Origin of the sequence: Desulfotignum phosphitoxidans DSM 13687, assembly GCF_000350545.1 — a bacterium.
GTDB lineage: Bacteria > Desulfobacterota > Desulfobacteria > Desulfobacterales > Desulfobacteraceae > Desulfotignum > Desulfotignum phosphitoxidans.
The window spans coordinates 12,625-26,343 of sequence record NZ_APJX01000006.1 but is presented as its reverse complement, the minus strand read 5'-3'; the positions used below and the strand labels follow the sequence as shown (position 1 = coordinate 26,343).

At 53.7% G+C, this 13,719-nt stretch carries 13 protein-coding genes; 4 read left to right on the top strand and 9 right to left on the bottom strand.

The features are described from left to right. Positions 1-69: 69 nt before the first annotated feature. Both DPO_RS13800 and DPO_RS13795 read right to left on the bottom strand, forming a co-directional pair. On the bottom strand, positions 70-840 hold the full coding sequence (locus DPO_RS13800) for an enoyl-CoA hydratase/isomerase family protein (RefSeq protein ID WP_006966627.1): 771 nt from the start codon (positions 838-840) through the stop codon (positions 70-72). Between the two features lie 107 nt (positions 841-947). Beyond that, positions 948-2,681, bottom strand: a complete 1,734-nt coding sequence (locus DPO_RS13795; RefSeq protein WP_006966626.1) for an acyl-CoA carboxylase subunit beta — start codon at positions 2,679-2,681, stop codon at positions 948-950. 225 nt (positions 2,682-2,906) lie between these two features. Between DPO_RS13795 and DPO_RS13790 the strand changes: the two genes are divergently transcribed. The 4 genes from DPO_RS13790 (at position 2,907) to DPO_RS13775 (ending at position 5,875) form a co-directional block, all read left to right on the top strand. Continuing rightward, the gene (locus DPO_RS13790; RefSeq protein ID WP_006966625.1) at positions 2,907-3,122 is read left to right on the top strand and encodes a biotin/lipoyl-containing protein; all 216 of its coding nucleotides are present in this window, start codon (positions 2,907-2,909) and stop codon (positions 3,120-3,122) included. Positions 3,123-3,456: 334 nt separating this feature from the next. After that, positions 3,457-4,284 carry an IclR family transcriptional regulator gene (locus DPO_RS13785; protein ID WP_006966624.1) on the top strand — a complete coding sequence of 276 codons (828 nt, stop codon included), beginning with the start codon at positions 3,457-3,459 and terminating at the stop codon, positions 4,282-4,284. 17 nt (positions 4,285-4,301) lie between these two features. After that, positions 4,302-5,474 carry a glutaryl-CoA dehydrogenase Acd gene (gene acd, locus DPO_RS13780; RefSeq protein ID WP_006966623.1) on the top strand — a complete coding sequence of 391 codons (1,173 nt, stop codon included), beginning with the start codon at positions 4,302-4,304 and terminating at the stop codon, positions 5,472-5,474. Positions 5,475-5,485: 11 nt separating this feature from the next. Further along, on the top strand, positions 5,486-5,875 hold the full coding sequence (locus DPO_RS13775) for a carboxymuconolactone decarboxylase family protein (RefSeq protein ID WP_006966622.1): 390 nt from the start codon (positions 5,486-5,488) through the stop codon (positions 5,873-5,875). A 78-nt stretch (positions 5,876-5,953) separates the two neighbouring features. Here the strand turns inward: DPO_RS13775 and DPO_RS13770 are convergent, their stop codons facing one another. The 7 genes from DPO_RS13770 to DPO_RS13740 form a co-directional block, all read right to left on the bottom strand. After that, entirely contained in the window at positions 5,954-7,129 is a 1,176-nt protein-coding gene (locus tag DPO_RS13770) for an MFS transporter (protein ID WP_006966621.1), read from the bottom strand. Between the two features lie 67 nt (positions 7,130-7,196). Then, complete coding sequence (locus DPO_RS13765) at positions 7,197-8,642, bottom strand: SLC13 family permease (RefSeq protein WP_006966620.1); 1,446 nt, start codon at positions 8,640-8,642, stop codon at positions 7,197-7,199. A gap of 29 nt (positions 8,643-8,671) precedes the next feature. Then, the gene (locus tag DPO_RS13760) at positions 8,672-10,555 is read right to left on the bottom strand and encodes an aryl-sulfate sulfotransferase (RefSeq protein ID WP_006966619.1); all 1,884 of its coding nucleotides are present in this window, start codon (positions 10,553-10,555) and stop codon (positions 8,672-8,674) included. A gap of 57 nt (positions 10,556-10,612) precedes the next feature. Continuing rightward, positions 10,613-10,921 (bottom strand): thioredoxin family protein, encoded by a 309-nt coding sequence (locus DPO_RS13755; protein ID WP_006966618.1) that lies wholly within the window; start codon positions 10,919-10,921, stop codon positions 10,613-10,615. A gap of 55 nt (positions 10,922-10,976) precedes the next feature. Further along, the gene (locus DPO_RS13750; RefSeq protein ID WP_006966617.1) at positions 10,977-11,915 is read right to left on the bottom strand and encodes an NAD(P)/FAD-dependent oxidoreductase; all 939 of its coding nucleotides are present in this window, start codon (positions 11,913-11,915) and stop codon (positions 10,977-10,979) included. 126 nt (positions 11,916-12,041) lie between these two features. Beyond that, on the bottom strand, positions 12,042-12,728 hold the full coding sequence (locus tag DPO_RS13745; protein WP_006966616.1) for a Crp/Fnr family transcriptional regulator: 687 nt from the start codon (positions 12,726-12,728) through the stop codon (positions 12,042-12,044). A 98-nt stretch (positions 12,729-12,826) separates the two neighbouring features. Further along, positions 12,827-13,717 carry a DMT family transporter gene (locus DPO_RS13740; RefSeq protein ID WP_006966615.1) on the bottom strand — a complete coding sequence of 297 codons (891 nt, stop codon included), beginning with the start codon at positions 13,715-13,717 and terminating at the stop codon, positions 12,827-12,829. Positions 13,718-13,719: the final 2 nt, after the last annotated feature.

Genomic DNA, 13,719 nt, shown 5'->3' with positions numbered 1-13,719 from the left:
GAAACATGGGTTTCCCTGCCGCTGAATGAAGTGAAGATGATTCAAAAAAAACAAAGGCGATACCGGACGTCAGCAGTTTTTCCACTCAGCCCGGCGTTTTTCCTCGAAACTGGCGATGCCTTCCAAAGTATCTTCGGTTTTCATCATGGTTTTGAGGAAATAGTTGGACACCAGGTCCACGCCCTGGGAGAAACTGGTGCCTAAATGGCGTTTCACGGCCCGTTTGTTGAGCCGGATGATCAGCGGCGATGCCATGCAGATTTCTTTAATATAAGCCTCCACGGCCTCCTTGAACTCATCGTCGTCCGCCACCTGGCTGACAAATCCCATTTTCCGGGCTGCTTTGGCTTTGTAGGTTTTGCCCGTGGTGAGCACCTCAATGGCCTTGGCCGGGCCCACCAGTTCGGGCAGGCGCAGGGCCGCGTAAGGCGGGAAAAAGCCCAGCTTGATTTCGGGCTGGCCGAATTTGGCGTTTTTGCTGGCAATGATGATGTCGCAGGCAATGGCCAGTTCCATGCCGCCGCCCAGGCAGGCACCATGGACCGCACCGATCACAGGGATGTCGATCATGTTGATCAGCTCGAAAATCCGGTTGAACACGGCCACCATTTCATCCACCTGCTCGGGCTTGTGGTCACCCACTTCCACGCCGGCACAGAAACTGGGGCCTTCACCGTTGATCACCAGGCATTTAAGGGTGTCATCGGCGGCAATGGCTTCGAGTTCCGCGTTCAGGTCATTCATCATGGGGATGTTGAGTACATTGTGTTTGGGCCGGTTCAACGTGATCCGGGCCACCTGGTCGTCTTTTTGAACAGTTAAAAATTCGGATGCTGACATATGGTCCTCCTGTGTCTAATGCAGGTTTTCAAAGGTGCCGGTCCGGCATATGTGAAATATCATATACCGGACCGGTGTGCGTGTCCATATCCCGGTTCAGGATTTGATTATCCCCGGATGATTCTGGGGGTGATCAGATGGTGCTGGGGACAGATGGATTTCGGATTCTGGTAGGCGCATCCGGCAAAGGCCTTGAGATAGTTTCTCAGTTCCTTCATCTTCACCACCTCATCCACCATCCCGTGTTTGGCGCAATAGGCCGGTCTGGAATTGTCGTGGTATTCCTTGGCCAGGGTGTTCATCTTCTCGATGATGGGCTCCAAAGGACGGCCCGCATCTTTTTCCTTGACCAGGCGCCGGGAATAACTGGCCGCCGCCGCGGTTTCCCCGTGCATCACGTAGATCTCCGTGGTGGCAACCCCTAAGGTGAAGGCGTTGTGCCGGTTGGCCGTGGGACCGCCCATGACATAATGGGCTGCGGCCGTGCCTTTGCGCAGGGTGATCAGCATCATGGGGATGTCCGTCTGTTGGATGGAATAGATCAATGACTGACCCAGGCCTAAGAGTTCGGCTTTTTCCGCGATATCTCCCACATCGATGCCCGAGGTGTCCTGGAACCAGATCAAGGGAATCCGGTCTCTGCCGCACAGGGTGACAAACTCGTTCATTTTGATCAGGCCCTGGCGGTAGAGCTTGCCGCCGATGCCAGGATAATCCGCATATTCCGGGTATCCTTCCCCCAGCCAGCCCTGGTTGTTGCCGATGATACCCACCAGGTATCCGTCCATTTTCACCAGGCCTGTGTAGATTTCCGGGCCGTAATCGGGTTTGTATTCCATGTGTTCGCTGCCGTCCACCAGGCGGGACAGCACCTGCCGGAAGTCATAGATCTGCTTCTGGTTGACCGGAATCAGGCGGGCCACATCTTCGGCGGAAAATGCCGGTTCTTTGGGTTCAGCCACCCGGAAGAATTTGGGATTGTAGGCGGGCATGTCTTTCATGTAATCCTTGAGCCCGTCCAGAACCCCTTTTTCCTCTTCATACACATACCGGAAAAATCCGGTGTGATCGTGATGGACCTCCACGGATCCCGGGGGTTTGCTTGTATATTGTTTGGCGGCATTGATCAGCTGTTCCGCGCCTTCCAGATCAAAATGGCCTTTGGGGGACATCCCGCTTAAAATCCCGCCGCCGCCCACGGCGATGTTGCAGTTTTTGTGGGCAAACAAAATGGTGGGGCTGATGCCCTGGTATCCGCCGCCAGCCGGGTTGGTGCCGTAAATGCCGGCCAGAACGGGAATGCCCAGCTGCTCCAGTTCGGCATGGCGGTAGAATGTGGTGCCCGACCCTCGGCGGTTGGCATAGAATTTTTCCTGTTCCGTGAGTTTCACCCCGGAGCAGTTCACCAGCCATACCAGGGGAATGTTCAGGCGTTTGGCCAGATTGGTGGCCCGGAAGATGTTTTCCGGCTGACCCGGCAGCCAGGCCCCGGCCATGACCTTGTTGTCAAACCCGATCACCACGGCCCATTTGCCGGAAATCTTGGCCAGGCCGTCAATGACGTTGGTGGTGCCTTCTTCATTGTCTTCCGGGTTGAAAATAGTGTGCAGCGGATGCCAGGTGCCGGGATCCACCAGGTATTCCAGGCGCTGCCACACGGTCATGCTGCCCCGGGCATTGATTTTTTCAGTGGGCATGCCCGCGTTTTTCACTTTTTCCACTTCCGCGTCAATGCCGGCTTCCACCTCTTCCACCTGCTGGACATTTTTGGCCGAATTTTTCAACTGCCCTTTGTTAAGTTCCTTGCCAAAGGGTTCCATTTTTTCAAAATACTGTCGCATAAAAGACTCCTGAAGAAATTTTATTATTAGGTTTTCACCGGTATCGGCTTGGCACAAAGCTGCATCCACCGGCAAATATACACACTTGACTTTAAAATTTTCATTAAGTATAGAATTGAAAATAACCGAAAGCAACCGGTCTGATGAAAGGCTGGCTGCTGTTTTCCTGACATGACGTCAACAACCTGTTCAATCATGCAAACAAACCAAGCAAAGGAGATCTGAATGAGCACTGAGATTTTAGCCCCCATGCCCGGAACCATCATCGAAGTATCTGTCAAACCCGGTGATGCGGTTGAAGAAGGCCAGGAAATGCTGGTCCTGGAAGCCATGAAAATGGAAAATCCCATTGCGGCCACCATCGACGGCACGGTCAAGGAAGTGACCGTCAATGTGGATGACAAAGTCGCCACCAACCAGGTAATGGTCGTGATTGAATAATTTTTTCCGGCCGTGTATTCACTGAATTCATTGGGATACACGGCCGGACAACCATAAAAAAAATGTTGCGGTTTCATCTGAAACTTTTGTTTAATTTTATTGTAACTGCCTGAAAATAAAAACTCTTCTTCCTTCCAAGCTTGTTTCATATCATAAAACGCTGTTCTATTGTCAATTAAGATAGAAAGAATGACGCGGGTTTGTCAAGCAATTTTTTAATCATAAATTTAATCAACTTTTTTCTTGACAAGGGGGGGTATTTTTTGATTAGCTAACTCGTTATATGAAACGATGTTTTAACCTGTAAAACAAACCAACGGATAAAATCATTCCTGTGACACAGAAAGCAGCGCCGGCAAAGCCAACGGAAACCAAAAAACTCAATGCCATTGAAAAAGCGTTGGAAATCATGCTCAAATTCCAGGATATCAAGGCCAGCTGGGGTATCCGGGAATTGTCCGGCGAACTGGGTTTCAGTCCGGCAACGGTCCAGCGGATTCTGACCGTTCTGAAATCCTACGGGTTTGTCCGCCAGGATGCAAGAACCCGGCAGTATTTTGTGGGCAATATCTTTTACCGGTTTCTGGAAAACCTGAACCATTCCAACAACCTGACCGGCATCGGCCGGCCGTTTCTGGAAGAACTGGCAAGGCAGACCCATGAAACCGTTTACCTGAACGTGATTCAGGGAAACCTGCGCATCTGTATCGACTCCATAGAATCCACACGGGTGCTCAAAGCAGGCATGCCCGTGGGCAACCAGTCCCCCCTGTATGCCGGGGCATCGGCCAAATGTCTGCTGGCGTTTTCCTCGGAAGTGTTTCAACAGGAATATTTTGACAGCATTTCCCCGACCCCCATGACGGACAACACCATTGTGGACAAAGACGTGCTGACTGCGGAGCTGAAAAAAATCGTACTCCGGGGTTATGCCGTCAGCCTCGGGGAACGAACGCCGGGCATCGGGTCCGTGAGTGCCCCTGTATTTGATTACCGGGAACGGATTTTGGCCAGCCTGAGTCTGGCCGTTCCGGAAATCCGGACCCGGGACAAAACCCATTTTTCTTATTGTATCAACGTATTGATGGATGCAGCCCGGGCCTTTTCCCGGGCCATGGGCCAGTCCGTCACCCATCATAACCCTATACCCCAACATATGTAAATTTTTAAGGAGACAACATGGATTTTACATTACCCAAAGACCTTCAGATGATCCAGAAAGAGATCAGAAATTTTGCCAAAAAACAGATTGAACCCTATGCGGATGAATGGGATGCCAACCACTACCTGCCCATCGAGGAAGCCATGCGGCCCCTGGGACGGGACTTGGGCTGTTTCGGTACCGTGATTCCGGAAGAATACGGCGGAGAAGGCATGGACAACGGATTTCTGGCTGCCATGATCATCACCGAAGAGCTGGCCCGGGTGTCCTCTTCTTTGCGGGTCCAGGTGAACATGCAGGAACTGGGCTGCGGTTACACCATCTACAAGTACGGCAATGAAGAAGTGCGCAAAAAATATGTGGAAAAACTGTGCACGGCCGAATATATCGGCGGGTTCGGCATCACGGAGCCGGATGCGGGCTCTGATGTCATGGCCATGGCGTCCACGGCCGAAGACAAAGGCGACCACTGGCTGATCAACGGGTCCAAGACCTGGATCTCCAATGCCCATGTGGCCAACTGCCTGCTCTTTTATGCGTACACCGACAAGTCTGCCGGTTCCAAGGGGCTGTCTGCATTTGTGATTGAACCCCAGAACTTTGCCGGCATCAAAACGTCTGCCCTGGAAAAACTGGGGTCTCATTCCTCTCCCACGGGGGAACTGTTTTTAGACAACGTCAAGGTGCCCAAGGAAAACCTTTTGGGCAAACCCGGTGACGGCGCCAAGATCGTTTTTTCTTCCCTGAACCAGACCCGGCTGTCTGCGGCGGCCGGCGGCGTGGGCCTGGCCCAGGCCTGCCTGGATCAAGCCACCAAGTATTGCAGCGAAAGAAAACAGTTCGGCAAGAAAATCGGTGAATTCCAGATGAACCAGGACATGATCGCCCAGATGACCGCGGAAATTGAAGCGGCCCGTCTGGTGGTTTATAAAGCGGCCGTGGCCAAGGACAATGGTCAGCTTAACAACGGTCTGGATGTGGCCATGGCCAAATACCTGGCCGGGGAAGTGGCCACCAAGGCCTCCAATTATGCCATGCGGATCATGGGGGCTTATGGATATTCCACAGAATACCCGGTCGCCCGGTTCTACAGAGACGCACCCACCTATTCCATGGTGGAAGGGTCTGCCAATATCTGCAAATGGATCATTGCCCTGGATCAGCTGGGAGTCCGGAAAGCCAACCGGTAAAGGAGGGCCCCATGGACCCGAAAGAGATCGCGAAAAAAACCGGAGAAACGGCCAAACTGTACTTTTCCACGGTCAAGGATGAAGACAAGCCCTACAACCTGTGGCGGTTCTTTGACAAAGACCTGGCAAAAGACATGTCGTTGTACATCACCGGCCAGATGTATGCCAGAGAAAAGATCCCCCATACCACAAGGCAGCTGATTACAGTGGCGGCTTTAACCGTGCTGTCAAAACCCGAGGAACTGGCGTTGCATATTCACGCGGCATTGAACGTGGGATGCAAAAAACAAGAGATCGCGGAAGTGATTTTTCAGACCAGTATCTACGGCGGGGTGCCCGCGGCCAATACGGCGCTTTCCACCTTGAAAAAGGTGCTGGAAGAGCGGGGCGAGCTGGAATAACCCCAGACACATACCCGTAAAATCGGCAGCCCGCCCGGCCTGAAAGGCTGAGCGGGCTGCCGTCATTTTATTGAAATATCAGTTATTTTCAATTGGCACGGATGGATTTTTGATCATGGCCGCAGCCGTCACAGCACAGAGAATCAGCGCAATTCCCACGGCATAAAACGCCCAGTCAATACTGAACAGATCCACCAGTGCGCCCACCCCCATGGCCCCGATAAATACCCCTAGGTTCATGGCCATGTTGAACACCCCCATCATGGATCCCTGACCGAATTTTTTTCCTTCTGTGGCGGCCAGCGCCCCCATGGCCGGCCAGGATATGGCCTCGCCCAGGCCGATTACCGCGAACAGAAGCAGCAGGGGAACAAAGCCTGTGGCAAAGGGGACACAACACATGGTGACGCCGATCAAGACGGTGCCGGCCAGCAGCAGCAGGTTCTGATCCCGGGAGTCGGCCAGCTTTCCGAACGGCACCTGGAATATGGCATTGACCAGGGTGCGGCAGGCGATCACCATTCCAATTTCAGATCCGCTGGCGCCCATCTGCCGGGTCATCAAAAGCGGCAGAAACGCAAAGGTGGGGACCATGATGATCATGGTGGCCATGCGTGCCAGCAGAATGCCCCGCACCCGCCGGCTTTGCATCATCCGCCGGAACAGGGAAAAGATGCGCACCGGCGCTTCAGTGACACTGGAAGGGTCCCGGCCGGGAAGAATGGCGATTACAAGGGCGGCTGAAACAAGGCTGAGCAGGGCCATGGCATAAAACCCGGCGTTTTTTCCCATCAGATCCAGAAAAAATCCGCCCAGCACCGGTCCGGCCCCGATACCGGTGAAAATGGCAATGTTGAACCAGCCCATGTATTTGCCCACTGTGTCTTCGGCCGATGCATCGATGATATATGCCATGGCAATGGGAAAAATCAGGGCCGACCCAGCCCCGTGGAAAAATCGGATCAGCACCAGCTGGGTGACGGATCCGGCAATCGTGTAAACATATCCGGTCAGCCCGAACATGATCAGCCCGGCAATGAGAAACCGTTTTCTGCCGTACCGGTCCGAAAGGGTGCCCACAAACGGCTGCAGCAGTCCGCCGCTCACCGCGTAAGCAGCCATGATGATGCCCAAAGCAAAGCCGGTGGCCCCGAGCTCTTCCGCATATATGGGCAGAATGGGCGCAATGATGCCCATGCCCACAAAAACAATGAAAATGGCCGACAATATGGTCAGTAGAATGGATTTTTGCATGGCCTTATTGTAACAGCCGCCGCCCCGATCGTCCACAAGAATGACAGAGGCGGCGGCTGGATGAAAATCAGATCAGGCCGATGAACTTCCAGTAGGGGATCATGATGACCACGATAAAAATGAGGTTGAAAATCATTTTAATGCTGAAGAATTTCACGAAATCCTGCAGCCGGATCAGGCCGAAGGAAAAGTAAATCAGCACCAGCGCATATTCATAGGGCAGAATGATCTGGTTGGTGGCCATATTAATGACATAGTAAAAAGAGAACGGATTGATATCCACACTCAAAGCGATTTCCGCCAGGGGTGCGGTGAATGCCGCCCAGATGGCCAGCGGTGTCATAATGAAATTGGACACCACACTCAACACCCAGACCAGCACCAGTGTGAACATGCTGCCGCTGGCTTCCATCATGGGTGTGGAATACTGGGCAATAATTTTCCCGATGCCCAGCACATTGGATGCGGCCCCGATGGCCATGCATGCCGTGACAAAGAACAGCAGGGAAAAATTGATCCGTTTGATGTCGTCTTCCGTACCTACCCGGATGCCCGGCAGATACATCAGGCACCCGGCCACGGCAAAACCCCACCCGATATTGATGTGGTGCAGCCCTCCGGTCATCAGGAAAATCACCAGAAGCACCGTGACGAACAATCCTTTTTTTTCTTTGGATGTCAACTTTCCGAGTTTGTCATAGGCCTCACTGACATAGGCTTTGCAGTTGATCTCTTTGGACGGCTTGAATATTTTTGTGATCAGAAATACACAGAAAAACGACCACAGTATCATGGGCGCATTGTGAAACAGATACAGAAACCAGGTCATGGGCACATCATATACGGTGATGCCTGCCCCGGCAATGATGTTGAAATTGGGATTGTAAAAGAAATACAGCGGTGTCAGGGCCGCCATGGCACCGGTGAGCATGATGCCCGCCGATTCTTTGGACCGGCCCAGATCCAGGGCCAGGCAGATGCCGTAGGTGAACGCAGCCAGCGGGATCACGGCCTGGGCCGGGATCAGCAGGTTCAGGATGATGCCCGTGAACATGATGCCGTATAAAATCCGGTTGTAGGTCCCCCCGGTCTTGATGATGCACCAGTAGGCCACCCGCCGCAAAAGCCCTGCGCTTTCCAGGCAGTTGGCCATGAGAATCCCGCCCATGAACATCCACGGCACACTGGTGGACCAGGGTCCGAATACCGCCTGTTCCGGGGCGATCCCCGCGACCACATAGGCCACGGGCAAAAGAATGGCCGGGATCATCTGGGGCAGGGTTTCAAAGGCAAAGATCAGGATGGCACACAGGGTGATGGCCAGAAAATTCCGGATCACCGGGGTAAAGGTCTCTCCCGTGGGCACCATCATGACCAGCAGCGGAGCGATCACAATGACCGCCCAGTAAATCATCTGCTTTCTGTCCGCCGGGCTGCGGTCGGCTCCGGCCGCAGCCTCCTGGGAAGCCCTGACGTTGCCGCCGTCTGCGGCAATGGTGTTGTCGGCTTGCATAAAACGGTCTCCTTTTTTCAGGTTGACTTTTACGGACAGAAAATGGAAACGCCGGTGTCAAATTTCTTGTCGTTGATGATCAGCTTGATCTGGTATTTTCCTTTCAAACCCTGTTTGCTGATGTTGAGTTTCAGTTCCCGGTCATCGTCTTCCAGAAACGCGCCCGAGCACATGGCCAGATGCACGACCGCCGAGGTGTTGAGAAAATAATGATGGCTGTCGGCATCTCCTTCCAGGCAGATCATGGCCAGGGTGCCTCTTTCAAACCGGCCGTGAAACACCATGCGGTCTTCATCTTCTTCGATCACCACATTGTGCCAGGCATCCGGCTGTTCATTGACTTCTTGAGCATCGGGCACGGTGTCAAATTCCGGGGTGACATCCAGTTGTCCCAGCAGCTGACCCGCACCGAACCGCACATTGTCTTTGTCATGGTAGATGGGCAGTTTTTCCGCCCGGTAGAAATTGCCTTGGGTTTCCAGTTCGTACAGCACCACCCCGTCTTTTTCCTCCACGGTCACGGACCGCAGCTCCACAGCCGGGTCTTTGGGATCCAGGAATGCGCCCAGCCCGTCGTCGGCCCAGCCGTCCTTGAATCCGATCCCGCCGGAATGGATCAGGTAATGCCCGTCTGCATAATACTCCACATTGCAGATATAAGGAGAGAAAAATTCCTGGCCCCGCTCCTTGCCGTACTGCCACACCTGTTCGATCTCCATTTTTTCGGTGTCAATGCGGAATCTCACCCCTCTGGAGAAATTGTCCCGGTTCTTGATATAATTGTCTTTGTTCTTGGCCCGGTACTGGCCGTTGTCAAAACACATCACATCCCCTTCCGGCGTGATCAGGGCCGCATGCTGCTCATACTGCCAGTCAAAATTCTTTACATCCCCCACGGGGGTGAAAAAATATTTTTTTACCATCTCTTCAGGCCAGCCTTCCGGGTCTCCCACGATCCAGTTGAGCCTGCCGGAATCAAAATCGATGTTCACCACAGCATCCTGGTGCCGGCCGGAAAAGGTCAAAGAATGGGTGGGCTTGTCATACCACACCGAGTTGTTGTGGAACCAGTCATGGGCATCCTGGGACCCGGAACCGGCCACATCCTGGGGAAGGAAGGTCTTGTAATCCCAGGTTTTGAGGATATCACCGGTGTTGCGGTCAATGAGCACACACATGTCTTCTACGGTATCCCGGGTGAAATCCTGGGTCAGCACCAGCAGGTTGCCGTCTTCCATTTCAAAGTGATCATGGTGGTAGTTGCCGGGCAGCCGGTATTCCTTGTAGATTTTGCCCAGCATATCCAGTTCGATCAGGCCCGTGGAATTGTAGGGCATGCGGCAGAACCGGCTGGAACCGGTGAGAATATTGCCGTTGGCAGCCCGTTTGATGTCAAACATGGTGTTTTCCGTGAGCATCCACCGGATATCGCCTTTGTAGTCGTAAGCCGTGGGCAGGTTTTTGCCGGCCGGGGTCAGAAACATGAAATTGTCTTCCAGATAATCGGCGGAAGTCATCACGTTCAGGCACCGGCACACATCTTCAGGCAGTTTTCCGGTCTGGATGGTGATCTGTTTGGATGTGCCGTCGGGCAAAGAGATTGTCACCTGGTTGGCAAAATCTTCATACAGCCCCAGGACCGGCAGCTTGTGCACCGTGTCCGCTGCAAAGGTGTGGGGCAGGTTTTCTCTTTCAAACCGTTTGCCGCATACGGTCACCGTGGGTGCGACCTTTTGGGTGGTTTTAAACATCACCAGTGCGCACAACGGATTGATCAGGTAGGGGTTGTGCACGACAAACGGGGTGTCAATGGTGTAGGTCTGTTTTTCAAAATCCGTCAGAAACTGGTTTTCTGCGTTGGCCTGGCGGGTGATCAGATGGTCGTAACTTTCATAACGTACTTTGTTACTCATGGTCTTAAATCTCCTTTTATCTTTGATCCGTATAGAGAACCCCGGGTCACGGCGGGGTTATAAAATCTCGTCAATGGCTTTGACAATGGCGGGTTTCTGCTGTAATCCAGTGATCCGGTTGACCTCTTCGCCGTCTTTTAAAAACAGCATGATGGGAAACCCCTTCACGCCCAGGCGTTCCTTTAATTCCTTGTTTTCGTCAAAATCAATGGTATAGATGGGAAAATCCGGCTTGGCCTTGTCGATATCGCGCAGCACAAACGCCAGCATTTTGCAGGGGCCGCAGACTTTGGAATAAAATTCCACCATCATGGACCCGGATTTGTCCAGCTGGTCAAATCCGTTGGTATCCAGTTCCTGAATCATGGTTTCTCCTTTTCATGGGTATTGAGCCGGAATGTTTTATCCGGACGTTGTTATATCAAGGCGTGGTCTCGCCTTTGAGTTTTTCCACATATTTGGCCGCACTGTTGGCGGCAATGGCACCGTCGGAGCAGGCGGTCACGATCTGCCGCAGTTTTTTCACGGTCACATCCCCGGCCCCGTATATGCCGGAAATCGTTGTCTGCATATCTTCATCCACCTGAATGAATCCCATGTCATCCAGAATGCCCAGGTGTCCAAAGGCATTGGAGGTGGGTTCCAGGCCGATGTATTCAAACACCCCGTCACAGTGGACATGGCGTTCTTTTTGATCTTGTTTCGTGGATTTGAACCGCACCCCGTCCAGCGCGTCTTGTCCGGTGAATTCAAGCACTTCCTGATATGGATAGATGGTGACATTGGGCAGGGCCCGGAGCTGTCCGCACACCTTGGGATCGGCCGTGAGATCGAACATGGTGACAATGGTCAAAGAATGGGTAATGCCGGCCAGATACAAAGATTCCTCCACGGCGGAGTTGCCCCCGCCGATCACCACCACATCCTTGTCCCGGTACTGGGCCCCGTCACAGATGGCGCACCAGCTGATCCCGGCCCCGGCAAACCGGTCCTCACCGGAGATGCCCAGTTTTCTGGGGATGGTGCCGGTGGCGATGATCACGGCATGGGTGACAATTTTTGTGTCATCTTCTTCACTGGCCAGAATTTTGAAAGGGCCGTTGTCCGTGATGCCGGTGATGGTTTTGTAGTCAAACGCCACCCCCAGTTCCTGGGTGTGTTCATACATTTTCATGCTCAGCTCGGCCCCGTTGATGCGGCCCGTGCCGGTGTAGTTTTCAATTTCATTGGTATTCACCATCTGGCCGCCCGGGGCCAGCTGATCCACGATCAGCACGGACATGTTGGCCCGGACGGCATAGATGGCTGCAGTCAGGCCGGCAGGGCCGGCACCGATTATAACGATATCATATGGGGTCATGGTGTATTTTCCTTTTTTACGGATTACAATTCTTTTGTCCTCCATAAAACAGGATTTTTACAATCACATCCATGACGGCCGTCATGTTGACGGCTTTTTTATCAAAAAAAGGGAAAAAAGAGGGATTTAGATTTTCAGGCTGCCGAATTCGATATTTTTAAGGGCTGCCGGATCATGAATCCGGATCTGTCCCCGCTGGGTGGTGATGATGCCCATGTCCCGGAGCTGGCCCATGGTTCGAAGGGTGGATTCCGGCGTGGTACCGGCGATTTCCGATATTTCCTGGCTGGTGAACAGCAGCGGGGTCCCGAATTTTTCGTACAAAGTGCTGAGCACCCGGAGCACCCGGTTTTCCACTTTTTTTTCCATCAGATCCAAAATCCGGGAGTTGGCACTGTCCAGACCGATGCCGATCCATCGAAGGATATTGGGAACGATGACCGGATGGTCAGTCACAAAAGTCATGAATTGATTGCCCTGGATGCGCAGGCACCGGGTGGGCCGGGCCGCCTCAGCTTCCAGGAACCGGCCGCAGTCCAGATAAGGGCCCAGCAGGTTGTAGGGTTCTCCCCGTTTGACCAGCAGAAACGTGATCCGTCGGCCGCTTTCCGCACACGCACTGATTCGCAGCAGCCCGGACATGACAAAAAAAACCGGATCCACCGTGTCCCCGATCGCCGACACATGGGTGTTTTTGGGGAAATGGACGGCATCTCCGATGTCAAACAGCCGGAACACCACATCTGCCGGAACACCCTTGAAAAACGGGGCCGTGCGGAAAACATCTTTTTCACTTTGGGTGAACTGGGCCATGGGTTCTTATAGACCGGGTTTTGGCCGGTGTCAACACCCGGTGTGCCCGTGGGACAAGGCGCTTTTTCAGCGTTGTCCGTCCGCAGTCAGGCCGTTTTTCATGTCCGGCTGCTGGTGGTACCGATATAAATGGCGCAAAGGGCCAGCACCACCCCGGTCCAGGCCATGGCCGAGGTCTCCCGGTTGAAAAACAGCACATCCCATACAAAGGACAATGAGGGCTGGAGCAGCAGGGCCAGCCCGGCAATGGCCGCCGGAATTCTGGGCAGAGAATGGCCGATGAGTAACCAGCCCAGGGTCTGGCACATCAGGCCCAGCCCCACCAGGGCGCCCAGAGACGGCATGTCCGGGATGGCAAACGATTCTGCGTTGCGTACCATTTCCAGCCCCAGAAACAGGGCCGTGGCAAAGGACACCACCATGAGGGTGTACACCACAGGCGGGCTGTCGGCCTCGGACTGCATCCGCCGGAACACCATGAGAAAACCCGTGTAGAACACGGCCGTGGCAATGCCGTAGTAAATGCCCAGACGGAAATCCGGTGTCAGCTGGCCCCAGGGGGTGCCCACGATCATGAACAGCCCGATCATGGCCGGGGGGATGGAAATCAGCAGCCGGACCGAGGGTTTTTCACCATAAATCACAAACGCCACGGCCGGCACCATGAACACCTCAAAATTGCCCAGGATCGTGGCCAGTCCCGGCCCCACATACTGGATGCTGCGATGCCAGGCATACAGGTCCAGGGCAAAGAACAGGCCCGTGATCAACGCCAGCTTCAGAAACCGCCACCCGTACCATTGCATCTGCCGGCGGACCAGCAGGATGATCAGCAAAAAACAACCGCCGAAAAACACCCGGTAAAATGCAGACCCCGTGGGGGTCACCTGGGCGATTTTGACAAATACCGCGGAAAAACTGATCATCACAGCGCCCAGGGTGGTCCGGGTCAGGGCCTGGCGGAAAACAAATGCAGGATCATGGGACATGG